Here is a 23,728-nt window from a genome sequence, read left to right on the forward strand (position 1 = left end):
GCTTTTCCCCTTGCCTTTTTATGTTTCGATCATATATTTTTCTCTGTGATTTTTCTGCCCACGTGGCTCAGGAGGTTAGAGCGCACCCTTGGTAAGGGTGAGGTCGGCGGTTCAACTCCGCCCGTGGGCACCACCTGTAAAAGAGGGGAAATTTGAAAATAATAGCCCACCGGGGTGCTTCTTTCTACGCACCGGAAAATACATTTTCAGCGTTCAATTTAGCCTTTAAAATGGGTGCTGACGGTATTGAGATGGATGTTAGGCTTTCTAAGGATGGTGAGATTGTTGTTATTCACGATGAAACTACCGGTAGAACAGGAAACAAAAGTTTAACGGTTTCAGAAGCTCTTTACAGTCAGTTAGAAAAAGTAGATGTGGGTTCATACTTTGACAGGGAGTTTAAAGGAGAAAAGATTCCCCGGCTAAGGGATGTGATGGTGGCTTTCCCTGATAAAGAACTTTACATTGAAATAAAAACTGGAAAAGAAATTATTCCTTACTTTTTATCTCTCTCAAGAGAGATTCTTTTTTCTAAAAATTTTTTATTTTTTAGCTTTGACTTTGAGGTTGTTAAAACTCTAAAGAGGTTTTTTCCTGAAAACAGGGTTCTTTTTGTCGTTGATTACGGTTACAATGTTCCTGATAGAGAAGGCGTTTGTGCTGCTATTGCTCTGGCGGTTAAAGGCGCTTCCCTTGACGGTGTTTCAACTTGTGCAGATTTACGGCACGGGAAAAAAGCCGCAGAGGTTTTTAAATCTGCAGGGCTTTTCTGGAATGTCTGGACGGTGGATAATCCTTACCTTGCCAAAGAGTTTAAAGCCCTTGGAGTGGATTCCATCTCTACCAACCGTCCAGACTTAATAGCTGCTTATGTTAAGTAGTAAGGGCTTTCTTCGTCTGCTTTATACTTTGAAAAGAATTCTCTTTTAAATTCTTTAAACTTTTTGTTTTTTATAGCTTCCCTCATTTTTTCCATCAGCTTTGCATAGAAGTGAAGGTTATGTATTGAGTTTAGTATCAATGCATTTATCTCTTTTGATGCGAAGAGGTGCCTTAAATAAGCTCTTGAAAAGTTCCTGCATGTATAACAGTCGCAGTTTTCATCGACGGGTCTTTCGTCATTTTTATACCTGGCACTTTTTATGTTGAGTTTTCCGTTCCATGTAAAGAGAGTTCCGTTTCTTGCGTTTCTTGTTGGCATTACACAGTCAAACATATCAACGCCATGTTCAACGGCAACGATGATATCTTCTGGTTTGCCAACACCCATAAGATACCTTGGTTTTGCATAGGGTAGAAGAGGAGTAACAAGGGATGTTATTCTGTACATGTCCTCTTTCGGTTCGCCGACGCTGAGTCCGCCTATTGCAACGCCATCAAAAGGTAAGCCTGAAATTAGCTTTGCACTTAGTATTCTCAGGTCGTCAAATGTTCCACCCTGAACGATGCCAAAAACGGCTGTTTTGTCGCTTGTTCGTGCTTCAATACTCCTCTTCGCCCATCGGTACGTTCTTTCAAGGGAGTGTTTTGCATATTCTCTTGTTGCCGGGTAGGGTGTGCATTCGTCAAGAACCATACCGATGTCAACGCCGATTCTCTCTTCGTATTCAACGACAAGTTCCGGTGAAAAGAAGTGTTTTGAACCGTCAATGTGTGAGCGGAAATAGACACCTTCTTCAGTGAGTTTCATCAGGTCGCCCAAGCTGAAAACCTGAAAGCCTCCGCTGTCTGTTAGTATCAATCCGTTCCATCCTGTAAATTTGTGAATACCACCGGCTTCCTCTATCAGATCAATACCCGGTCTTAAATAGAGGTGATAGATGTTTGAAAGAACGAGTGAGTATCCTGAAGTTTTTATCTCTTCCCATCTTACACCTTTTACTGCACCTGCTGTTGCCACTGGCATGAAGCACGGTGTTTCTGTCGTGCCATGAGTGCCTTTTAAAATGCCGGTTCGTGCCTTTCCATCTGTTTCGACTATCTCAAAGCTTAACATTTCTTCTCCTGTTAAAGTTTTTAACTGCTATAATAAAAGTATGAAAAGATTTTCCGTAATTATACTTCTATTTTTTCTCTCTTTTGCCGCTCCTTCACTGGCAATGACCGAGAAAGAGGTGAAATCTTTTACCTCTTTGAGTCCATCTTCTCCTATATCTTACTTGCTGTTTCTTCAGAAGTATCCCGATTCGCCTTTTGAAAAGACAGTGAAAGAGATGTTTATTGATTCTATCTTTCAAAGTGGAAATTATTCTGACTTTGCCGATATTGGTTTTGATGATATTGACGATTTCTATAAACTTGAGCTTGCCAGGATTTACAGGAAGAGAGGTTTAGAGGAAGAAGCGCAGAAGATTTACAGGGAGGTTTTTTCAAGGACGAACAGCTACGATGAGCAGATTTTAATTGATAATGCTGGAAACACGGCGTTTTTAACAGGTAACCAGACTGTAATTGCCAATAAAATCTGGTTTGCGATAAAGCGCAGGAATTTTGAAATTGCCAGGTTTTATCTTTCCCTTCTCCCTCCAGATAACAGGTTCTATCTCTACTTTAAAGGAGTGATTCTATATAAAACCGGTAAGTACAGGGAGGCCGTTTTCTGTTTTGAGAACTCTTCCATTCCGGAAGCTCTCTTTTTTCGCCTTCTCCTTGAGAGGAATCCTTTTAAAAAGATAGAGCTTTTAAGAAAATTAATTGCTTCAGATGCTAAGAGGAATTTTAAGATTTCAGGTATAAGGATAACTCTTAATAAACTTCTTGTTACTAACCTGCCGCTATTTAAGTTGGCCCTTGAGGGTGTTAAAAGTTTTGATTATAACCTGTACAAAGAGTACCTTGCTAAATATTACATCAATGTTGGACAGTTCATAAAGGCACTTTCTATCTTGAAAACTTTAAATACGGAGTTTGGAAGAGGTCTTTCTGCAGCTATAGAAAAAACAGTTTTAGGCGAAGAGGTAAAGCTTGCTAACAACAGTTTTTACAAATTCATTTTAACAGGAAAAGGGCCTGCAGTTAAGTTTGAGAAGCCTTCTGTTTCAATGATAAAAGACGAAGGCTTGAGGTATATAATTAAGAGTAAGAAGTATTTTTTACTGAACTTTCTTGATCTTTCTCGCTTTTCTCCCTTTGATTCTGCAGTTGCCTGTTATTTTGCAGGAAGATTTAGAGATGGAATAAAATTTGCCTCAAAAGCTGTTGCCTCAGTTTCTCCTGAAAAGAGAAATGTGCTTTATACAATTTTGTATCCGGCACCCTCTATGTTCAAAAACAGTGTTGTGACTCTTTCTATAGCGAGGCAGGAAAGTCTTTTTGATCCCGGTGCTTTTTCAAGAAGTGGTGCGATAGGTTACATGCAAATAATGCCTTCAACAGGGAAACATATAGCTTCTGTTATGGGAGATGATTTTAACGTTTCTGACCTTTATGATGAGAAGGTTAATATTTCTTATGGGGCGTTTTACATAAAGAAGCTTATTAAAGAGTTTGGCTCTCTACCTGTTGCGGCAGCTGCGTACAATGCAGGTCCCGGACGTATAGCAAGGCTTTTGAAACTTTACGGTGGCGTTGATTCTAATGGTGAGTTTGTCCTTTTTGTTGATGCGTTTCTTCCCCTTGACGAAACGCGCAATTATGTGAAGAGGGTTGTTTCTAACTGTTTCTTTTATTCAAAGAGATTTGGTTTAAAGAATAACATCTGCCGGGTTAAATAACCCGGCAGTTTGTTCACTCTGATAGTTCCTTTTTCGTATTGCCGTATGTGTAAACAAATAGGAGCGGAATGAATACAAGGGTTAAAAATGTCCCCACTATTAAACCGCCAATTGCCACGGCGCCAAGTGGAGCCAGTCTTTCAAGTCCTATGGCATTCCCCATGGCAACGGGTAACATTCCTGCAGTTGTTGCGAATGCGGTCATAAGAACCGGCCTTGTTCTGATTTTTATACTTTCAAGGATTGCCTCTTCAGGGTTCATTCCGTTCTTTATTCCGTTAAGTGCAAAATCTATTAGGAGAATTGCGTTGTTGACGATGATACCACTCAAGAGAACAAATCCCATCATTGCAGGCATTGATATATGATAATCGAAAATAAGCAGTGACCATGCTGCTCCGATAAGTGTAAGGGGAATGGACACAATTATAAGCAGCGGTGCTTTTACCGAGTTGAACATGGGAACAAGAACGAAGAAAATGAGTAAAACGGCGAATCCTATTGCTTTGAGCATTCTTTTGGCAGAATCCGTAAACTGCTTTATGTCGCCTGTCTGTTCCATTTTTACATCTGGCGGAAGCTTTTTCCCTTTGAATGCTTTTTCAAAGCTTGCCATTATGTGAGTTATTGCTGCTTTTTTTCTGAAGCCGTAAACATCAAGGGTGTACTGAAGGCCTTCTCTTGTTATTACGTTAGGTTCATAAACATAGCTTATCCTTGCAACTGTTGAAAGAGGGATTTTGCCGGCTTTACTGTTTATCAAAGTGGTTTCAAGTGTTTTTACAGAGTCTCTGTCTGTTTTTTCAAGCCATACTCTTATCGTGAAATCTTTTGCATTTACTACGGGAAAAGATGCTGCTTTTATGCCTCTTAAAACAGTTGTTAATTGCATGGCTATATCTTCAGGTGTTAAACCGTATGCTGCCGCCTTTTTCTCATCTACGTTGAGGACGTAAACTTTTTTATTTTTGTTCCATGTTTTTGCAACACAGGTTATACCTTTGGTGTTGTATACTGCCTGTTCTATAATTTTTCCTGCCTTTTCAAGGGAATCAAAATTTGAGGAATATAGTGTAACGTCAATGTTTCCTTTGATGCTGGATAGGGCAGTTGCACCGTAGTCTGAAACTGTAAACTGCTCTATGTTTGGTATTTTGGCTATTTTTTTTCTTAACTCATCTTCTATCTGCCAGATTGATTTCTTTCTCTCAAACCGGTTAACATAGGTTGCTGTGATGCTTATGGAATCTATACCTCCGCCGCTTCCGATAGATAGTATGCCCGGTTCGCTTCCAATGGAGGAAGAAACTCTCAAAACTTTACCACTTGAGTATATTGCTTTTATAGTTTTTTTCAGCACATCTTCGCTATCTTTTATTTTCAGATTGGGATCAACTGTTATTCCAATTTTGACAATGCCTGTATCCATGGGGGGCATTAGTTCTTTACCGACGATGGGCATTAGTCCTTTTACGCTCATTATAAAAAGGAAAATTAAAAATAAAACGTATCCTGCTGCAACTTTCTTGCTTTCCAGCCCTTTTTTAACAAGGTTGTGGAAAAACATTCTGAAAATGTTGTTAATTCTGGAAATGATGCTTTCAAATATTTCTTCTGCTTTCAGAATAAGGGGATTTTTTATGGCAAGAAGTCTCAGTGAAAGTAAAGGAACTGCTGTTATGGAAATTGCATAGGATGCTGCAAGTGCAAGGAGCAGTGTTCCTGCAAGGGGTCTGAATATTGTTTGTGGATAGTCTCCTACGAACATAATCGGAAACAGAGCGGCCATTGTTGTTATTGTTCCTGCAAGGTCTGAGAACATAATCTCTTCAGTTCCTTCCACTACTGCTTTTCTAATAGGCTTTTTAAGTTCTCTGTAGTGTCTTTCTATGTTTTCCATTACAACCACGGCATCATCTAAAAGGAGTCCCAGAGCCAGGATTATTGCGGTAAGTGTAACAACGTTGAACTCTATTCCTGTGAGCCACATGAGAGCTACGGTTGTCGCATATACAAGGGGAATTGTGAATAGAACAACAAGAACCTGCCGGAAGCTTGCGAGGAAGAAGAAAACTACAATTGTTGACATAACAATTGCATCTCTCAGTGATTCAAACATGTTGGTGGTGCTTTGAAGAATTGTATCTTTTTGTGTGTCAGTTATGTGAAAGTTGAGTGCAGGATATTTTTTCTTTATAACTTTTAGGGTTTTTTCAACTTTATCTATTGTTTTTATCACGTCCGCATTTGTTTCTCTCTGGACGGCAAGGGCTATCGCAGGTTCTCTGTCACCGTAGTAGAGTGCACTGTTTTCGTAGTGACCGAAATAGACTTTTGCGATATCTCCTATGGTTATATTTCTTGTTACTGGAATGTTTTTTATCTTATCAAGGATGTCTCTCTTTCCTTTTATTTTCAGCAGTACTTTACTGTAATTGCCTGTTATTGAACCTATTGCAAAGTCTCTGTCGTGTTTGGATAGTGCGGCGATGACCATTGAAGGAGATAGTCCATACTTATCAAGTTTTTTCTTGTCCGGTGTAACGATTACTTCTTTCCTGTATCCTCCAAAAACATCCACGTTTGCAACACCGTCGATCTTTAAAAGAGTGTCTTTAATATCATTTTCGGCGATTTCCCTTACATCGGTCAGGGGAAGTTTTTTTGAGGACACTGATATGACTACGATTGGTTGCAGTGTGTCATCTATCTTGTAAACTTGAGGTTCTCTGATATCGGGGGGAAGGTCATTTTTAATTTTTGAGAGAGCCTGCGTAACTTCCGTGGTGGCGGCATCTATGTTTTTACCGTAGTTAAATTCTGCATGAATAACTGTAACTTCGTCGATAGTTGTTGAGTAAACACGCCTTATCCTGTCGAGGGTGTAAAGTTCTCTTTCAACGGGCACAGCAACGTTAGATGCAATTTCTTTTGCTGATGCCCCTGGCTCTACTATTACGACAGCAACTTCGGGCCGGTTTGAATTCGGGAACAGTTTTCTATTTATGCTGTTGTAGCCGAATATACCTAAAAACAGAAACAATGCCAGGAATGAGTAAATAAAATAAGGTCTTTTTAGTAAACTCTTAATCATTCTTCACCACCTGCCACGAGTCTTATTAATTTTGATTCGCTGCCGACAGCAACGGGCTCGTTTATAGAAGGCTTTATAACGGCCTTTTTGTTGTCTTCTGCTACCACAGTTACTTTTTTGAGCTTAAATTTGCCGTTCTCTCTGGCAACTATGTAAGTACCTTTGTCTTTATGAACTAACGCATTTAAAGGTACGGTTGTTCCTCTGACTTTTTTGAGAATAACTATTACGTTGATAAGGCTGCCCTGGGGAATTTCTTTCCCATTTTCTAAGACTGCTTCCGCTGTTGGTAGTCCGTTTTCTGCTTCCAGATAGATTTTTGTTATCTTTCCGATTCCGTACTTTGGTATTATCACCGGTTGTCCTGGTTCTAAACGGATATCGTCAGGAAATGTGAATACTACTTTTTCATAACCTGTCAGGATTGAAAGGATTGGTTTACCCGGAACTGCAAGATTCCCGTCTTTGAGGAAAACTTTTCCTACAATGCCGTTAACCGGTGAGGTTATAGTTGTATAGTTTAATAGACTTTCTTTTCCTTTTATAGCTTCTTTTAGACCCAATATTTCCTTCTGCTTTGCTTCAATTAATTTTTTCGTGCTTTCTACTTTTATCGTTTTGAGTTTAAGTTCTGTTTGAGCTCCTTCAAGTTGTTCTTTTGAAGCTCCTCCAGCTTCGTAGAGTGCCTTTACTCTTTTGAACTTATCTTCTGCAAATGTTTTTTCTGTTTGAGCAGCTTGAAGTGATAGTTTGAGAGCTTCTAACGATTTCTCTGCAGCCTGGAGGTTTTCTTTTAGTTGTTTTATCCCGCTTTCAATCTCACTGCCGTCTATCTTTGCCAGAAGGGTTCCTTTGCGGATCTTCTGGTTTTCAGTAACATAAACCCGGTTTATATATCCGGAAAGTTTTGTGGAAACAAGAACGGTGTTCTCTCTCAGTGCCCTTCCTGTGAAAACGGTCTTTTCGGTCACAGTTCCTGTTTTCGGAAGAACAGTTTTGACGGTGATTGAAGGAATGGTAGGTAAGGAAGCAGCTTCCATTTCTGCTTTTCTTTTCTTTACCAGTCTGATTCCTGCAAACACAACTGCTGCTACCACGACAATAGTCAGGATTTTTCTCATTATTTCACCTCACCTTTTACAAACTTCAGATAGTATATTGCGTCAAGCAGGTCGTACTTTGCTGTTATCAGGCGGCTTTTAGCGCTTTCAAACTTTGCCTCCGCGTTTAAAAGGTCGTAGATTGTTCCTGCTCCTGTGTCATACTTTACCTTTTCTATTTCTTTCACCTTCCTGGCGAATTCCAGCTCTTTCTCTATTCCTTTTATCCTTTCTTTTGCGGTTTCTATTTTTGCCAGTGCTTCTGTTAAACTTTTTTGTAAAGATAGTTTCTCTCTTTCCACTTCAAGCTTTGATGAAAGTGTTACTTCTTTTGCCATTTCCAGTTTTGCTTCTCTGCTTCCGAAATCAAATACAAGCCAATTGAAGCTTATGCCTATCTGCCAGAGTTTTGCACTTTCTCCTGCTCCGTAGTTTTTGCCGTAGTAAGCGTCAAGGTTGATTGATGGAAAGTAGGATGCTTTCAGTTTTTTTGTGTATTTTTTACTCTTTTCTAATTGAAGTTTAGCTATTTTTATTCTTATGTTTTTGGAGATATTTGTGTCGGGTCTTACATCGGGAGTTTTTTTAACAGGTTCAAGTGTTCCTATCTCTTTTTTGCCCATCAGAAAGGCAAGCGCTGAACGTAGAGTTTTTATGTTTCCGTTTATAGTTTCTATTTCAGTGTTGATTCTTTCTATCTCTGCTTCAACTTTCAGGAGATCAATTTCAGGTCTCTTTCCGGTTTTTATACCCAATTTTATATTTTTTTTCAAAGTATTAAGGGCGTTAATATAGGAAGATAAAGCACTTCTATTTTCTTTTAGGGATAGAATTTTCAGGTATATTGATCGGACGTTGTAAGCAATTTGGGATTTTGAGAGCTGAAGATAATCTTCTGCAAGTTTCTTTTCCAGATTGGCTATTTTGACATCCTCAATTTTTGAAAATCCAGAGAATATGTTTACAGTGTAAGCAATTCCCAGGTTTCCTATATCTCTGTCTGAAGGTACCGGTGAAATAATAGGAGGAACAATGGGGGTCAGTGTTCTTGGGATGTTGTATCTTGTGTAACTTCCTTTGAATATAACTTTTCCAAAGTTGCTTCTCTTTTTGCTTTTTATGTTCATTTGTGCAGAGCGGACTTTTCTCTGTGTTATAAGTATATCGTAATTATTTTTGAGTGCGGTGTTCACTGCTTCTTCCATCGTAAGCCCGTATGCCGTTATTGGAAGCAGTACGGCGAGTACTGGTAAAAGTCTTTTCAATATTTCCTCCATGTAAAATGGTCTGTGTTTAAAGATACATTTAATTTTCTCTCTTTCATTGATGTTCGTCAAAAGTTTAAGGATTATCTTCCTTGACAGCGTTTGTTTAAAGAGTTATGCTAATGATAATCTTTTTCAAAAAGAGGTGAAGGTGAGAAAGGTTCTGAGTGTTGCAGTAATTCTTCTCTTTTTAACAACTGGAAGTTATGCGGGTGTTTCAAATCTTGAAATGTATAGAGGGCTTTTTTTGAGGGAGACGGCTCACCTGAAAAAGAGTGCTCTTCATGAAGCGGTTTTGAGGAACGATTTAGAAACAATAAAAAAACTTGTTTCGGAAGGTGTGAACGTTAATGTTCGCGATTCAAAAGGGATGACACCTCTTGATTATGCATCGGCGCTTGACGAAGCAGATATTGTTAAATACCTGATAAATCACGGGGCAAGGATTGATGTTAAGGATAGGGAGGGTTATCAGCCGATTCACTTTGCAGCGGAAAATGATGCTCTTAACTCTCTTAAGGTTTTAATAGAGAATGGAGCGGATGTAAACAGCAGGGATCGTTTAGGATTTACACCTCTTCATAGGGCAGTTCTGAACGGTAATCTTGACGTTGTTAAGTATTTGATAAAAACAGGAGCTGATATTAACTGTAAGAATGCTGGTGGTTATCAGCCGATTCACTACGCTTCTATAAAGAACTATCCCGGTATTCTTGAATTTTTAATTTCAAAAGGTGCAGATGTAAATGCAAAAAACTTTATGGGATTTACGCCACTGCATTTTGCCGTTTTTAAGGGAAATTTTGATATTGTGAAAATTCTTGTTAAGCACGGGGCTGATGTTAATGAGAAGGATGTTCATGGGTGGACTCCTCTTTTGAAAGCTATAATAAAGCATAGAAACAAAATAGCGGTGTTTCTTATTAATAACGGTGCTGACGTTTCTGTTGAAACTTCCCTTGGTGAAACGCCCCTCCATTTTGCTGCCGGAGAAGGAGAACTTAACATTGTTAAGATTCTTTTAGAAAAAGGGGCAAATATTAATGTCAAGAATAGAGCGGGTAATACTCCTTTACATTATGCCGTTTACATGAACAGATTAAACATTGTGAGGTATCTTCTCTCTAAAGGGGCTTATGTTAATGTTCAGAATAGAGCAGGTGAGACGCCTCTCTATCTTGCTGCTAAAAATGGTAACTACAGAATTGTGAAGTTATTGTTAGACTCTGGAGCAGATGTTTCTCTTAAAACTAAAAAGGGTCTTACTCCTCTTTCCATCGCGACGATGAAAGGATATATTAATATAGTGAAGCTTCTTGAGAAGTGTGGGAGAGCGGGGAATATCTAATAATTTCTGGGAGAAGGGGTTATGAAAAAAGTAAAGGAAACTTCTTTAAATAGAAAAAAGTATGATAGGTGCGTTGACATTAAAGTTTCTTTTCGTTACAATTTTACTGCAAATAATTCTTATTACCAATAAGGAGGTGGAGTATGGCTCTGGTAGGACAGAAGGCGCCGGAATTTGAGCTTCAGGCGTACGACCCAACAACAGATAGCTACACTTCAGTGAAACTTGCCGATTATGTTCCGAACAATGATGGTAAGTTTTTAATTGTATGCTTCTATCCGGCAGACTTTACGTTTGTCTGACCAACAGAATTAGCTGCGGTCGCAGCTATGCACGAGGAGATCAAAAAGCGTGGTGCTGAAGTTATTGCTATTTCAACAGACACAGTGTTTAGTCACCAGATTTTCTGTAAGGTGGAACCTCTTATGAAGGATGTTAAATTCCTGCTTGCTGCTGATCCAACGGGTGAAACTGCAAGGAAGTATGGCGTTTACATGGAAGATGCAGGAATTGCAAGAAGAGGAAGATTTATTATCAACCCTGACGGTGTAATTGTTGCTGAGGAAGTTCTTAATCCACCGGTTGGTAGGAGCGTTAAGGAACTCCTCAGGCAGCTTGATGCCTGGAAGTATGTTTATGAACATCCTGATGAAGCATGTCCTGCTAACTGGAGACCGGGTAAAACAACACTTAAGCCAGGTCCTGACATTGCAGGTAATGTTGGAAGTGTAGTAACCATTGATGAAATTCTTTCAGAGTAAAAGTGTATTAGAAGTTTATAAAGAGAGATGGGAGCTAAATCCCCATCTCTCTTTGCTTTTAAAAGTAAAAGATTTAAGACGACAAAAAACTTTAAGGAGGACAAGATGGACTTTCTCCTGACGTTATCCCGTCTGCAGTTTGCGATGACGGCCTTTTTCCATTTTATTTTCGTTCCTCTTACACTTGGCCTTTCAACCCTTATTGCGATTATGCTCACTCTTCACTACAAGACGGGTAAAAAAGTTTATAAAGATATGGCCAAATTCTGGACAAAACTTTTTGCTATCAACTTTGCCATTGGTGTAGCGACAGGTATTGTTCATGAGTTTGAATTCGGTATGAACTGGTCGGTCTATTCCCGTTTTGTAGGTGATATTTTTGGTGCACCGCTTGCGTTTGAAGGACTGATGGCGTTCTTCTTAGAGTCAACTTTTATAGGTATTCTTATCTTTGGGTGGGATAGAGTGCCCCAAAAAGTTCACCTGTTGGCTGCGTGGCTCACAGCTATTGGCAGTAATATTTCTGCTTTCTGGATTCTTGTTGCTAACGGTTGGATGCAACATCCTGTTGGTTCAAAGCTCGTTGAAGGCCTTGCAGGTAAGAAGGCGGTTCTTACAAACTTTGCCAGCATAGTATTTAATCCTGTTGCCGATACAAAGTTCATGCATACCATAACTGCCGGATTTATTCTTTCTGCAGTTTTTGTTCTCAGTATCAGTGCCTATCACCTGCTCAAAGGAAGGAATATTGAATTGTTCAAAAAGTCAGCGTTTATTGCGATTATTTTTGGACTGATGGCTTCTGTTGCTGAAATGGGTATTGGCCACGCTCATACAATAGAGGTTGCAAGAGTGCAGCCCACCAAGATAGCAGCTGCTGAGGCTTTATGGGAAACGAAAAAAGGTCCTGCCATTGCAATTGCTGCGTGGGCTGACCAGAATGGAAAGCGCAACGTTTTTGAAATTCCTTCAATTCCAGGAACGCTCAGCATGATGCTGTACAATTCACCGTCTGCTGAGGTGAAAGGTCTTAAAGACCTCCAGAAGGAATTTGAAAAAATCTGGGGACCTGGAAACTATATCCCGCCTGTTAACATTACTTTCTGGTCATTCCACCTTATGATATATCTTGGAATGTTCTTTGTCCTTCTATTTGCTGTTGGACTTCTTAAGTTTAAAAATCTTGAAAATAGCAGGACTTATCTGAAAGTTGCTCTTTTTTCTCTGCCTCTTCCATACATTGCAAACTGGCTTGGATGGGCAATGGCAGAGGTAGGAAGACAACCGTGGATAGTGTATCCTCTTAACTGGAAGGATAATACTTCCGTTGCACTTAAAACGGCAGAAGCTGTTTCTAAGATTACGAACTTTGAGATTCTGGCAAGTTATGTTGTTTTCCTTGTGATATTTACGGGTCTTGCAATTGCAGACTTTTACCTCCTTGCAAAATATGCTTCAAAAGCACCTGAAAATCATTAATCTGGTGGAGGTGTAGCTATGAATTTTGATTTACAATCAATCTGGTTTCTCCTTGTAGGGGTGCTTATCATTGCCTACCTTGTAACTGATGGCTTTGACTTTGGGGTTGGTATTCTGCACCCATTTGTTGCTAAGACAGATGTTGAAAGGAGAACGATGCTTAACTCTATCGGTCCTGTTTGGGACGGAAACGAGGTGTGGCTCATTACTGCAGGTGCGGCAGTTTTTGCTGCATTTCCGGAACTTTACGCTGCACTCTTTAGTTCTCTTTACATAGCGCTTTTTGTTGTTCTTGTTGCGCTGATTATGAGAGCATGTGCCTTTGAATTTAGAAGCAAAGAGGAAAATCCTTCCTGGAGGAACTTCTGGGACTGGATGGTTTTCTTTGGAAGCGCCGCGCCGGCTCTCCTGGTTGGTGTTGCGATAGGTAACGTTTTAGGAGGCCTTCCTGTTATTAACAGTCTTGCAAAAGGAGATTCTCTTTCAGGTTTTGTTTACGCTGAAAAGTTCCCGGTTAGCTTTTTAAATCTCATTAATCCCTTTACAACACACGGTCTTTACGGACTAATTGTTGGTGTAACGACGTTCCTTTTCTTTACGCTTCACGGCGTTTCTTGGCTCCTGTGGAAAACAGAAGGAACGGTAGCAGAAAGAGCAAAATCAATAGCTACAAAACTCTGGTTTGCTTTTGTCATTTTCTACGTTCTATGTCTTGGTTTCGGTTACACTATTTCTTTCAGGATAGGTGATGCTTCAAAGCTTGCGTTTTTGGGTCTTCCACAGAATCTTATAGAGGCCATTAAGCCTCATATAAACAACGGTGTTGTTGAGCATGCACTCTTTAGAAGTATGCCTCTTGAGATTGTAATGATTCTTGCAGCTGTTGTGTGTGCGGTTCTTTACTTCCTATCTCTTCAAAAGTCTGACGGAAAGAGAGCTTTCCTCTTTTCGGCTTTAACGGTTGCTTTTGCAACACTCGGTGCAGCTATCGGTGCTTATCCGTTTATGGTTCCATCATCTCTTGGTGTTGAAAACAGCATTACTGTTTACAATGCTGCTTCAAGTACACTAACTCTCACCGTTATGCTTATAGCAGCGCTCATTTTCGTGCCCATTGTTATTGCCTATCAGGTTTGGGCATACAGAGTCTTCCTCTTTAAGATTTCACCGGAAAGCCTTGAGAGAGAGCTTAAGGCTGAAGGCGAGGAGGCAGAACTTTACTAATACCGGAGGTAACCATGTGGTTTTTCCTTTCAATTGTCTGGTATGCGGTGCTTGCTATAGCAACGATTAAGATAGCACAGGCGAAACTGGAGGGTTGATCCTCCAGTTTCCTTTAAGGTTTAAGGAGTCGCGGCATGAAAAATCTCGATAAAGATATTGAGCAGTTGCTTTGTCAGGGATTATCACCTTTGGAGGTAAGAGAATATTTGGAGAAAAAGTATGGTAAGGACCTTTCGTTTACGAAGTTTTCTTACTTTACCTACTTTTTTGTTTTTGGCCTTCCCGTTCTTGTATTTTCGACTGTTCTGCTCAAAGCCGGGAACCTGACAGGAACTGCTTATTACATTGATAGACTTATTCTTTTATTATCTGCCATGGCGACCCTTAAAGGTTTTGTTGGCCATTTTGTTTCTGTTTTCTTGAGAAGAGAAAAGTTTGAAGAAGAGTTGAAAAAAATAAGGCGTTGTAGGGAGGCAGAGTATGGAAAAAGTTCAGGATAATACTTTAAGAAATCTCTTTTTCGCTATATTTGGTGTTTATCTTCTTGTCCTTTTGCTGACTTCTATTTCTATGCTGTGATTTAAGGGGAAGGATTCCCTTCCCCTTAAAATTACGGTTCTATGACGTCTTTTTTCAGATAGCTTCTTAAAGCCTCAGGAACGATTACAGAACCGTCCTTTTGCTGATACTGTTCAAGTATTGCTATTACTGTCCTTCCAACGGCAAGACCTGAACCGTTCAGTGTGTGGACGAACCTTGTTTTTCCTTCTTTATCTCTAAACCTTATCATTGCTCTTCTTGCCTGGAAGTCTTCACAGTTGCTGCAGGAAGATATTTCCCTGTATCTGTTCTGTGAGGGTATCCATACTTCTATGTCGTAGGTTTTTGCCGCTGAAAATCCAAGGTCTCCTGTACAAAGTGCAACTACTCTGTAATGAAGGTCAAGCAATTGCAGAACCTTTTCCGCTTCGTTTACTAACTTTTCTAATTCATTGTAGGACTCTGAAGGGTGGACAATTTTTACAAGTTCCACCTTGTTGAATTGATGCAACCTCATTATCCCCCTTACATCTTTTCCGTGGGAGCCGGCTTCTTTTCTAAAGCAGGGAGTGTATGCCGTGTAGTATTTCGGTAGCTCTTTCTCCGGCAGGATTTCTCCTGAATGGATGTTGGTGAGAGGTACTTCGGCTGTTGGTATGAGCCATAGATCTTCACCTTCTATTTTGTAAAGGTCATCAGCAAACTTTGGAAGCTGTCCTGTTCCTGTTAGTGTCTTTGTATTTACCATAAAAGGTGGAATAATCTCTTCGTACCCGTGCTCTTGTGTGTGGAGGTCAAGCATGAAATTTATCAGTGCCCTTTCTAACTTAGCCCCCCACTTCTTGTATATTACAAAACGAGAGCCTGCAAGCTTTGTTGCTCTTTCAAAATCTAATATGTCAAGTTTTTCGGCTATATCCCAGTGAGGAATAGGCTCGAAGTCAAACTCTGGCTTTTCCCCCCAGTATCTAACCGGGACATTTTCTGTTTCATCTTTTCCGACAGGTACTGTTTCGTGGGGAATGTTGGGGATTGATAAAATGAGGCTGTTAAATGTTTCTTCCACGGCTTTAAGTTGCTCTTCTAACGATTTGCTCTTTTCGGAAGCTTTTTCTGCTTCTCTCTTTTTCTGATTTGCCTCTTCTATTTTCTTTTCTCTAAATAGTTTTCCTATCTCTTTTGAAAGCTTGTTTCTTAGGGCTTTTAGAGATTCTAATTCTGTTATTATCTCACGCCGTTTTTTATCCACTTCAAGAAGGGCGTCAACTTTTTCTGTCAGTTCCGGATTTCGCAGGAAAAGACGCTCTTTAATCTTTTCAGGATTCTTGCGGATTGCTTTTATGTCAAGCATCTTCTGCTTCCTCCTCTACCTTTGATACCGCAACTACGCTGTCGTCGTCGGAAAGTCTCTGCACCCTTACGCCCCTTGTGTGTCTTCCTATTATGCTTATGCTACCTGCGTTTATCTTTATCACTTTGCCTTTCTTCGAAACGATTACGATGTTTTCGTCGTCTTTTAATGTTATTGCATCTGCTATTTTTCCCGTTTTTTCGTTAAGTTTTGCCGCTATGACGCCCTTTCCACCCCTTCTCTGAATAGGGAACTCAGAAATCAGGACTCTTTTACCGTATCCCTTTTCTGTTACTACGAGAAGGTATCTGTCATCCGGATGAATAATGGTTGCCGCTACCACTGCGTCATCATCTGTGTCAAGTAGCATGCCTCTTACGCCTCTTGCGCTCCTTCCCATCTGCCTGACATCCTGAACGTGGAATCTTATAGCTCTTCCCTTCCTTGAGATAAGTATCACGTTGTCTTTTTCAGATACTGTTCCGATGTATATCAATCTGTCGCCAGGTTCCATATTTATTGCTGTTATGCCTGTTGAGCGGGGATGGGAGAAGTCTGAAAGGTGCGTCCTCTTCACGTATCCTTTTGCTGTTACGAAGAATAGAGCGAGATTTTCGTTAAAATCTTTAACAGGAATGATTTTTGAGACATTTTCACTTCCGGAAAGTCCCTGTAAAAGGCTTCTGATTGACTGTCCTCTTGTAGCTCTTTCGGATTTTGGTATTTCATATGCTTTCAGCCAGTAAACTCTTCCTCTGTTTGTAAATACGAGTAGATAGTCAAGGGATGAGGCGGTAATTATCTCTTTTACAAAGTCGTCTTCCCTTGTTTTTATTCCTTTTATACCTGTTCCACTTCTCCCTTGTGTTCTGTAGGTGCTTGCAGATACTCTTTTAACGAATCCTTTATGGGTGAGGAATATTACAACTTCTTCATCTTCTATCATTGCTTCTATATCAATTTCTGCCTCTTTTGCGACAATTTTTGTTTTTCTTTCGTCGCCGTAATGCCTGATAATGTCGTCCATGTCTTCTTTTATTAGTCTTTTTTGCTCTTCATCTGATTCTATTACGAAATGGTAGTATTCAATATCCTTTTTGAGTTTTGCGTATTCTTCTTCTATTTTCTCCCTTTCAAGGCCTGTAAGCCTCTGGAGTTTCATGTCTAATATCGCTTTTGCCTGTTTTTCGGATAGTCCAAACTCTTTTTGAAGTTTGTTTCTCGCGACTTCTGGACTTTCTGCACCTTTAACGATAGCAACGATCCTATCTATATTTTCAAGGGCTACCCTTAATCCTTCCAGTATGTGGAGTCTTGCTTCAGCTTTTCTAAGTTCGTAGGCGGTGCGCCTCAGTATAACTTCTCTTCTGAACTTTATAAATTCTGTTAGATAGGTTTTTAGGTTGAGAAGTTTAGGTTGGCCGTTGACAAGAGCTATCATGTTGAAGTTAAAGTTTGTTTGAATAGGCGTAAATTTATAAAGTTTGTTTAAAACAACTTCAGGAGTTGCATCTCTTTTCAGTTCAATTACCACGCGTATTCCTTCTCTGTCTGATTCATCTCTTATGTCGGCAATTCCTTCTATTTTTTTCTCTTTTACGAGTTCTGCTATGTGCTTTATCAGTGAAGCTTTGTTTACCTGATATGGAAGCTCTGTTATTACAATAGCTGTTCTCTTTTTGAGCTCTTCTATTGTGTGCTTTGCTCTTAGTGTAACACTTCCTCTACCTGTTTGGTAGATCTTTTTAATTGCTTCAGGGTTTATTATTTCAGCACCTGTTGGGAAGTCCGGCCCTTTTACAAATTTTAGAAGCTCATCAGCTGTTGCGTCTTCGTGATCAACAAGATATTTGATTGCCTGGCACACTTCTGTTAGATTGTGAGGTGGTATGTTTGTTGCCATACCGACAGCGATTCCCGAGCTGCCGTTAACTAAAAGGTTTGGGAATCTTGCAGGCAGAACTTCCGGTTCTGTTAAACTTTCGTCAAAGTTTGGTCTGAAATCAACAGTGTCTTTCTCTATGTCTTTGAGAAGTTCCATTGAAATTTTTGAAAGTCTTGCTTCCGTGTATCTCATTGCAGCGGCACTGTCGCCGTCTATAGAGCCAAAATTCCCCTGACCGTCTATCAGGGGATACCTCATAGAAAAGTCCTGTGCCATTCTTACAAGTGCATCATAGACAGCGCTGTCACCGTGAGGGTGAAATTTACCGAGACATTCACCGACGATTCTTGCACTTTTTTTGTACGGTTTGTCAGGATATAGATTGAGCTGGTACATTGAATAGAGTATTCTGCGGTGGACAGGTTTAAGGCCGTCTCTTACATCCGGCAGTGCTCTTCCAACGATTACGCTCATTGCGTAATCTAAGTAAGACTGCCTCATTTCCTCTTCTATGGGAATGGGAATAATCTGTTCCATTTTCTGGATTGCCTCCTGAGCAAAGACCTAAGGAAAGTTTGCGAATACCTATTTTATCACAGAAACTTTAAGTTAATTTACACACTTTGTTTCTTCCCGACTCTTTGGCTGAATATAGCGCTTTGTCCGCTCTTGCAAGAATGGTATCTACGGTATCTCCGTACCTGTATTCTGTTACGCCAAGAGATATTGTTATTTTTCTATCTATAGGGAATGAATGGTTTTCTATAAGTTTTCTTATCTTTTCGGCGAATTTCACGCCGCCCGTTATGTCTGTTTCAGGAAGTATGATTAGGAATTCTTCACCGCCATATCTGCCAAAAATATCTGGCCTTCTTATATTTTTCTTGATGATTTGCGCTATTTCTCTCAAAATTTTATCACCCATGAGATGACCATAGGTATCGTTTACCTCTTTGAAGAAATCTATGTCAAAAATGATTACTGATAGAGGATTGCCATATCGTTGCGTTCTCATTATTTCTTTTTCAAGTTCCTCTAATACTTTTCGTCTGTTGTATATACCAGTTAGACAATCTATATCGGCCAATTTTTTAATTTCTCTGTTTTTCTTCTCAAGTTCTTTCATGACGGTGTTAGCAAGATGGACAAGCATCTCTATTATTATGTGCTGGATATCGTTTTCGGTTTTCTGGTGGTATGGACAGAATTTTTTAAAGTTTCTTCCCTTTCTTTTTTCATTTTTGTATTTTATGCCTATGGCTGTTAGAGAATGATTTAGTAAGATAGGTTTTTTCCTTCCAAATATTTCACCAAAAACAAATCCACCTGTTGTTTCACCTATTGAGTCAAAAGGGGAAATTTCTATAAGAGTTTTTCTTCCTAAAAATGTCTTCCTGCCAAGGCAGGAAAAAATAATGATTTTATCCGGTGAAAATTTTGTCATTTTCCACCATAGATCCCTTGAAGCGAGGAGAATTTTTCTCTCACCGCCAACACCAAAGTAGGCGTATTCTCCCTCTCTAAAGTTTCCCGTGTAGGACATTGATTCATCTTCGTTTATTCTTATACAGGCTCTGGCGACGAGGATGCCTTTCCTCCTCACCATTAAAGGAAAGCATAGTGTAACGGCTTCAAGGTTTTTCAGAAACATATCACCAAGGTAGTGGCGGTAGAATTCAATAACCGGTTTATCCTCTATTTCGTAAATTCTGTTTTTGAAAGCCTTTGTTATTTTGAATTTTTTTTCAAGGTGCTTCCAGCCAAAAGCGTAATCTCTGAAGGTCTCTATACTTTCACCTTTTATAGCCAGGAATACAATACCTTCGGAGATTATCTTGTTTTTTGTGAATACATACGTATTTACGAATCCTTTCGGGTTGGAAGCTAAACCACCGACGAGGGGAGCTTCTGGATATATGCGGCCAAACTGATTTAAGTACTCTTCTACGTTACCATCTAAGTCGCTTACAAGCATAATAATGACTTTTGGCTTAAAAGACTTAAGCTTGACAGCAGCTTTAGTTGCGGATTCCTTAGATAAGTTTTCCTCTTCCAATATCATGTATTCTAAGTCTTTTAGTGGAAAGGTGGAATTTACAGATTCAGAAGTTATGTTTGCACCGTTTATCCCTCCGGCTGTTGTCATGCCACAAACAAAGTCGTAACTATTTAGAGAGTTTATGAGTTTTTTTATTTCTCCCTTAGAATATTTACTGGCAAAAACGAGAACTCCCTCTCCACCGGTCATTATCTTCTCTCTTGCTTTATGATAATTTAAGAATGTATTATATACTATCTTTGCTTTTCTGCATAGTCAAGGATTTTTCTCATTCCTTCTGGTAGATCAATTTCGAACTCCATTCTTTTTTTAGTTGATGGATGATCAAATGCAAGGTAGCAGGCGCATAGAGCGTGCATGTTCATTTCTTTTATAAGTTTTCTAAGTGTTTCGTCTTTTATTCTTGATAGCTTAAACCCGTAAATTTCGTCACCAAGGAGCGGGTGTCCGAGGTAGGACATGTGGACTCTTATCTGGTGAGTTCTTCCTGTTTCTAACTTGCACCTTATGTCTGTAAAGTTGAGTTTTTCAAATCTGTTGATTACCTGATAGTTGGTTATGGCCTCTTTTGGCGAGGTTGTATTTGGGGAGAACTTCTTTCGGTTAAATTTATCTCTTCCTATTGGCAGAACGATTCTTTCTTTATCTTTTTTAACTGTTCCGTGCACAAAAGCTCTGTAGAATCTTCCGACGCTCCTTTTTTTGAACTGCTCTATCAGGCTGTTCTGAGCGGTGTCATTTTTTGCAACTACTAAAAGCCCTGCTGTGTCTTTGTCTATTCTGTGAACGATGCCGGGCCTTATGGTTCCGTTTATTCCCTGAAGATCTTTACAGTGGTATAGTAGAGCGTTTACTAAAGTTCCCGTGTAATGTCCCGGCGCAGGGTGAACTACCATTCCTGCTGGTTTGTTGACAACTACAACGTCTTTATCTTCGTAAACGATTTCAACGGGTATGTTTTCAGGTTCTACGTTTAAAGGTACAGGTTCCGGTATTTCAAAACTTACAATATCACCTTCTTTAACTTTGTGGGACGGTTTTTTAATAATCTTCCCGTTTATGCTTACTTCACCGTCTTCTATAAGAAGCTTTGCCTGGTTTCGTGAAATATCTGCGATATTGGAAAGAAAAACATCGAGCCTCTTTTTATTGTGTTCATTTGTGACTTTTACTTCCATTTTTTAAACCTTTTTTATCATCTTTTTTAGTCTGGCAAGTATCATAAGAGCATCAAGAGGTGTCGTGGTTGATATATCTATATTTTCAAGCTCTTTGATAATCTCACTTTCCTGTTGAGGTGGAGTAAGTTCTGTCTTTTTTTCTGAAATTTTAAATAAGGGAAGGTCAAAATCTTCTTTTATTTGATTTTCTTTTTCAACTGAGAGAAGAATTTCTCTTGCCCTTTCGATTACTTCCTCCGGTAAACCTGCAAGTTCTGCTACATGAATACCGTAAGATTTTTCAGAAGCTCCTGAAAGAACCTTGTGAGTAAATACGATTTTTCCGTTTAATTCTTTTACGCTTACGTGAAGATTAAAAATAGCACTTATCTCTTTTTCAAGTTCTGTAAGTTCATGGTAGTGGGTGGCAAAGAGGGTTTTTGCTCCTATTTTCATAGTTATGTATTCAACGACAGCTCTTGCTATACTCATTCCATCGTATGTGCTTGTACCCCTTCCAACTTCATCTAAAATGAGAAGGCTTTTTTCTGTGGCGTTATGAAGGATGTTTGCCGTTTCCACCATTTCCATCATGAACGTTGAAAGTCCTCTGCTTAAGTTGTCTGAAGCACCAACGCGGGAAAAGATTCTATCTACGACTCCAATTTTTGCTTTTTTGGCTGGAACAAATGATCCTATCTGTGCCATTAGTGTTATAAGAGCGGTCTGTCTTAAAAATACCGATTTACCACCCATGTTTGGTCCTGTTACAATTGCGAAGAATTTCTCCTTTGAAAGGTTGATGGAATTCGGGATAAAGTCTTCTTCTAAAAATTTTTCTAAAACAGGGTGTTTCCCTTCCTCTATTTTCAGGTTGTAACCATCGTCTATCTCGGGTTTTGTATATCCTCTCTCAACTGCCACTTTTGCAAGAGACAGTAAAAAGTCAATTTTGCCGATTATTTCTGCCGTATGCTGAATTCTTTCTGCATTTTGGGTTATGAACTTTCTTATGTTTACAAATATTGTATATTCCAGTTTTTCTACTTTCTCTTTTGCCGATAGGATTTTTTCTTCAAAATCTTTTAGTTCAGGTGTTATAAATCGCTCAGCGTTTACAAGGGTCTGCCTTCGCATGTAGTCGTCAGGAACAAGGTGGAGATTTGCCTTTGAAACCTCTATGTAGTAGCCAAAAACGTTGTTGAATTTGATTTTCAGACTTGCAATGCCCGTTCTTTTCCTCTCCCGCTCCTCAATTCTTTTAATTATTTCTTCGCCTTCTTCAAGAATGGTTTTTAATTCATCTAACTCTTTATTGACACCTCTTTTTATTATTCCACCTTCTCTGGATGAAAAAGGTGGATTTTCCACTATCGTTCTTTCAAGTTCGCAATAGATGTCTTCTAATGTATCTAAATCTTTTCCGAGGCTTTTTAAAAGTTTTGATGACATGGATAGGAGGTATTTTTTCAGTTCTGGAAGGTTTTTAATAGAGCGGCGAAGGGCTGCTAAATCTTTTGGTGAGGCGACTCCGGAAGTTATTTTGGAAAGCAATCTTTCTATGTCATATACATTTTTCAGGATATTGCCTATTGATTCAGCTACGAGAAATGAGTTCATTAGCTCTTCTACGCTATCGAGTCTTGCCTCTATTTCTTCTTTTTCTTTTAAAGGATGAAGCAGAGAGAATTTTAAGAATCTTCTTCCCATTCCTGTTAGTGTTTTGTCAAGGGTCCCAAATAGTGAGTACTCTTTTCTGCCGTTGTTCATTGATTCAACAATTTCAAGACTTCTGCAGGTGTGAGGGTCAATGTGCATAAATGAATCTTCGGAGTATCTCTTTGGTCGTTTTAGCTTTGGTATGAATTCAATTTGTGTTTCTTCTATAAATTTTTTAAGTGCGGAAAGACTTTTTGCTTCTCCTTTGCGTTCTGTAACTATTGTCTCTTCATCTTTAAAATAGAACTCTTCTTTTGTCTGGAAAAATGTTTCAGGTGATAAACTTTTTACCTCTTTGAAAAGCGTTTTAAGTTTTTCCGGGACGATGACTTCTTTAGGTTTAAATTTGCTTATTATATTGAAAAGGCCACTTTTATCTGTTGTTGTGAAAAATAGGTCTCCGGTGGAAAGTTCAGTCCATGAGATGCCAAAGTTCTTTCCTTCAGGATAAATTGCCATAAGAAAACGGTCTTCTTTCTCATCTTCAAAGTATGTTCCAGGTGTAACAATCCTTACGACTTCTCTTTTTACGACCTTTTTGCCCGGTTTTGGTTCTTCCATCTGCTCGCAGATGGCGACTTTGTACCCTTTTCTTACTAACTTTTCTATGTAGGGTTCAACACTATGATAGGGAACGCCACACATAGGAACTTTCTCAACCGATTTTCCAAAACCGCGGGATGTTAGTGTTATTTCAAGTTCTTTTGCAGCTATCTTGGCGTCTTCAAAGAAGAGTTCATAGAAGTCACCCATTCTGAACAGGAGTAGTGTATCTCTATACTTTTCTTTTATTTCAAAGTACTGTTTAAGGGCAGGGGTGAGTTTTTTGTTCAGTCTGTCCATACTGTCTCTCTTGACGTTTGTTCTGTTCTTTATTTTAAGTAAAAACAGTCTTTCAGTCCAGTTTCAGATGAGGACTCTCTATTCGGTAATAAAAATTATTTTACATAAGCTTCTCTTTGTATCCGGTAGTGTTAATATTTTGCGAAATTTTTATGCAGTATTTGTTACTGTAGGTTCTTGACATCGT

At 39.3% G+C, this 23,728-nt stretch carries 16 protein-coding genes and 1 tRNA gene; 8 read left to right on the forward strand and 9 right to left on the reverse strand.

Features of this window, described 5'->3' with window-relative positions; translation table 11 throughout:
• The first annotated feature begins 56 nt into the window (after positions 1–56).
• Both H153_RS0100265 and H153_RS0100270 read left to right on the forward strand, forming a co-directional pair.
• Positions 57–133, forward strand: a tRNA-Thr gene (locus H153_RS0100265).
• A gap of 19 nt (positions 134–152) precedes the next feature.
• Positions 153–881 carry a glycerophosphodiester phosphodiesterase family protein gene (locus tag H153_RS0100270; RefSeq protein WP_022846128.1) on the forward strand — a complete coding sequence of 243 codons (729 nt, stop codon included), beginning with the start codon at positions 153–155 and terminating at the stop codon, positions 879–881.
• Here the strand turns inward: H153_RS0100270 and tgt are convergent.
• A complete protein-coding gene (gene tgt / locus H153_RS0100275) occupies positions 869–1,996 on the reverse strand; it encodes a tRNA guanosine(34) transglycosylase Tgt (protein WP_022846129.1) in 1,128 nt (375 codons plus the stop codon). The two genes, H153_RS0100270 and tgt, sit on opposite strands and share 13 nt — an antisense overlap.
• Between tgt and H153_RS09770 the strand changes: the two genes are divergently transcribed.
• Positions 1,947–3,713 carry a lytic transglycosylase domain-containing protein gene (locus tag H153_RS09770; RefSeq protein ID WP_022846130.1) on the forward strand — a complete coding sequence of 589 codons (1,767 nt, stop codon included), beginning with the start codon at positions 1,947–1,949 and terminating at the stop codon, positions 3,711–3,713. The genes tgt and H153_RS09770 overlap by 50 nt on opposite strands.
• Positions 3,714–3,726: 13 nt before the next feature.
• Here the strand turns inward: H153_RS09770 and H153_RS0100285 are convergent, their stop codons facing one another.
• The 3 genes from H153_RS0100285 to H153_RS0100295 are packed head-to-tail and all read right to left on the reverse strand — an operon-like array spanning position 3,727 to position 9,172.
• Positions 3,727–6,807: an efflux RND transporter permease subunit gene (locus H153_RS0100285; RefSeq protein ID WP_022846131.1), complete on the reverse strand. Its 3,081-nt coding sequence runs from the start codon at positions 6,805–6,807 to the stop codon at positions 3,727–3,729.
• The gene (locus H153_RS0100290) at positions 6,804–7,928 is read right to left on the reverse strand and encodes a biotin/lipoyl-binding protein (RefSeq protein WP_022846132.1); all 1,125 of its coding nucleotides are present in this window, start codon (positions 7,926–7,928) and stop codon (positions 6,804–6,806) included. Before H153_RS0100290 ends, H153_RS0100285 begins: the two co-directional genes overlap by 4 nt.
• Positions 7,928–9,172: a TolC family protein gene (locus H153_RS0100295; protein WP_022846133.1), complete on the reverse strand. Its 1,245-nt coding sequence runs from the start codon at positions 9,170–9,172 to the stop codon at positions 7,928–7,930. The genes H153_RS0100290 and H153_RS0100295 overlap by 1 nt, the downstream gene beginning before the upstream one ends.
• A gap of 151 nt (positions 9,173–9,323) precedes the next feature.
• Here H153_RS0100295 and H153_RS0100300 point away from each other — a divergent pair, with 151 nt between their 5' ends.
• The 5 genes from H153_RS0100300 (at position 9,324) to H153_RS0100335 (ending at position 14,484) form a co-directional block, all read left to right on the forward strand.
• Positions 9,324–10,520, forward strand: a complete 1,197-nt coding sequence (locus H153_RS0100300; RefSeq protein ID WP_022846134.1) for an ankyrin repeat domain-containing protein — start codon at positions 9,324–9,326, stop codon at positions 10,518–10,520.
• Positions 10,521–10,663: 143 nt separating this feature from the next.
• Positions 10,664–11,281, forward strand: a complete 618-nt coding sequence (locus H153_RS0100315; RefSeq protein ID WP_078058086.1) for a peroxiredoxin — start codon at positions 10,664–10,666, stop codon at positions 11,279–11,281.
• A 105-nt stretch (positions 11,282–11,386) separates the two neighbouring features.
• Positions 11,387–12,760, forward strand: coding sequence for a cytochrome ubiquinol oxidase subunit I (locus H153_RS0100320; protein WP_022846136.1), 1,374 nt, complete (start codon positions 11,387–11,389; stop codon positions 12,758–12,760).
• Between the two features lie 18 nt (positions 12,761–12,778).
• The gene (gene cydB, locus H153_RS0100325) at positions 12,779–13,984 is read left to right on the forward strand and encodes a cytochrome d ubiquinol oxidase subunit II (RefSeq protein ID WP_022846137.1); all 1,206 of its coding nucleotides are present in this window, start codon (positions 12,779–12,781) and stop codon (positions 13,982–13,984) included.
• A gap of 134 nt (positions 13,985–14,118) precedes the next feature.
• Positions 14,119–14,484 carry a hypothetical protein gene (locus H153_RS0100335; protein ID WP_022846138.1) on the forward strand — a complete coding sequence of 122 codons (366 nt, stop codon included), beginning with the start codon at positions 14,119–14,121 and terminating at the stop codon, positions 14,482–14,484.
• Between the two features lie 110 nt (positions 14,485–14,594).
• On the opposite strand, the gene serS is transcribed toward H153_RS0100335, so the two are convergent.
• The 5 genes from serS to mutS form a co-directional block, all read right to left on the reverse strand.
• Positions 14,595–15,875 (reverse strand): serine--tRNA ligase, encoded by a 1,281-nt coding sequence (serS, locus tag H153_RS0100345; RefSeq protein WP_022846140.1) that lies wholly within the window; start codon positions 15,873–15,875, stop codon positions 14,595–14,597.
• Positions 15,868–18,297, reverse strand: a complete 2,430-nt coding sequence (gyrA, locus tag H153_RS0100350; protein ID WP_022846141.1) for a DNA gyrase subunit A — start codon at positions 18,295–18,297, stop codon at positions 15,868–15,870. Before gyrA ends, serS begins: the two co-directional genes overlap by 8 nt.
• 67 nt (positions 18,298–18,364) lie before the next feature.
• Positions 18,365–20,008, reverse strand: a complete 1,644-nt coding sequence (locus H153_RS09775; protein ID WP_022846142.1) for a diguanylate cyclase — start codon at positions 20,006–20,008, stop codon at positions 18,365–18,367.
• A 44-nt stretch (positions 20,009–20,052) separates the two neighbouring features.
• Positions 20,053–20,997 (reverse strand): RluA family pseudouridine synthase, encoded by a 945-nt coding sequence (locus tag H153_RS10185; RefSeq protein ID WP_022846143.1) that lies wholly within the window; start codon positions 20,995–20,997, stop codon positions 20,053–20,055.
• Between the two features lie 3 nt (positions 20,998–21,000).
• Complete coding sequence (gene mutS, locus H153_RS0100365) at positions 21,001–23,541, reverse strand: DNA mismatch repair protein MutS (protein ID WP_022846144.1); 2,541 nt, start codon at positions 23,539–23,541, stop codon at positions 21,001–21,003.
• Between the last annotated feature and the right edge of the window lie 187 nt (positions 23,542–23,728).

Origin of the sequence: Desulfurobacterium sp. TC5-1 (assembly GCF_000421485.1) — a bacterium.
In the GTDB taxonomy this organism is placed as follows: domain Bacteria; phylum Aquificota; class Aquificia; order Desulfurobacteriales; family Desulfurobacteriaceae; genus Desulfurobacterium_A.

Coding starts and splice junctions, on each gene's coding strand:
- H153_RS09770 (WP_022846130.1), top strand. CDS start 1,947: ATGCCGGTTCGTGCCTTTCCATCTGTTTCGACTATCTCAAAGCTTAAC.
- tgt (WP_022846129.1), bottom strand. CDS start 1,996: ATGTTAAGCTTTGAGATAGTCGAAACAGATGGAAAGGCACGAACCGGC.
- H153_RS0100285 (WP_022846131.1), bottom strand. CDS start 6,807: ATGATTAAGAGTTTACTAAAAAGACCTTATTTTATTTACTCATTCCTG.
- H153_RS0100290 (WP_022846132.1), bottom strand. CDS start 7,928: ATGAGAAAAATCCTGACTATTGTCGTGGTAGCAGCAGTTGTGTTTGCA.
- H153_RS0100320 (WP_022846136.1), top strand. CDS start 11,387: ATGGACTTTCTCCTGACGTTATCCCGTCTGCAGTTTGCGATGACGGCC.
- cydB (WP_022846137.1), top strand. CDS start 12,779: ATGAATTTTGATTTACAATCAATCTGGTTTCTCCTTGTAGGGGTGCTT.
- H153_RS0100335 (WP_022846138.1), top strand. CDS start 14,119: ATGAAAAATCTCGATAAAGATATTGAGCAGTTGCTTTGTCAGGGATTA.
- serS (WP_022846140.1), bottom strand. CDS start 15,875: ATGCTTGACATAAAAGCAATCCGCAAGAATCCTGAAAAGATTAAAGAG.
- gyrA (WP_022846141.1), bottom strand. CDS start 18,297: ATGGAACAGATTATTCCCATTCCCATAGAAGAGGAAATGAGGCAGTCT.
- H153_RS09775 (WP_022846142.1), bottom strand. CDS start 20,008: ATGACCGGTGGAGAGGGAGTTCTCGTTTTTGCCAGTAAATATTCTAAG.
- H153_RS10185 (WP_022846143.1), bottom strand. CDS start 20,997: ATGGAAGTAAAAGTCACAAATGAACACAATAAAAAGAGGCTCGATGTT.
- mutS (WP_022846144.1), bottom strand. CDS start 23,541: ATGGACAGACTGAACAAAAAACTCACCCCTGCCCTTAAACAGTACTTT.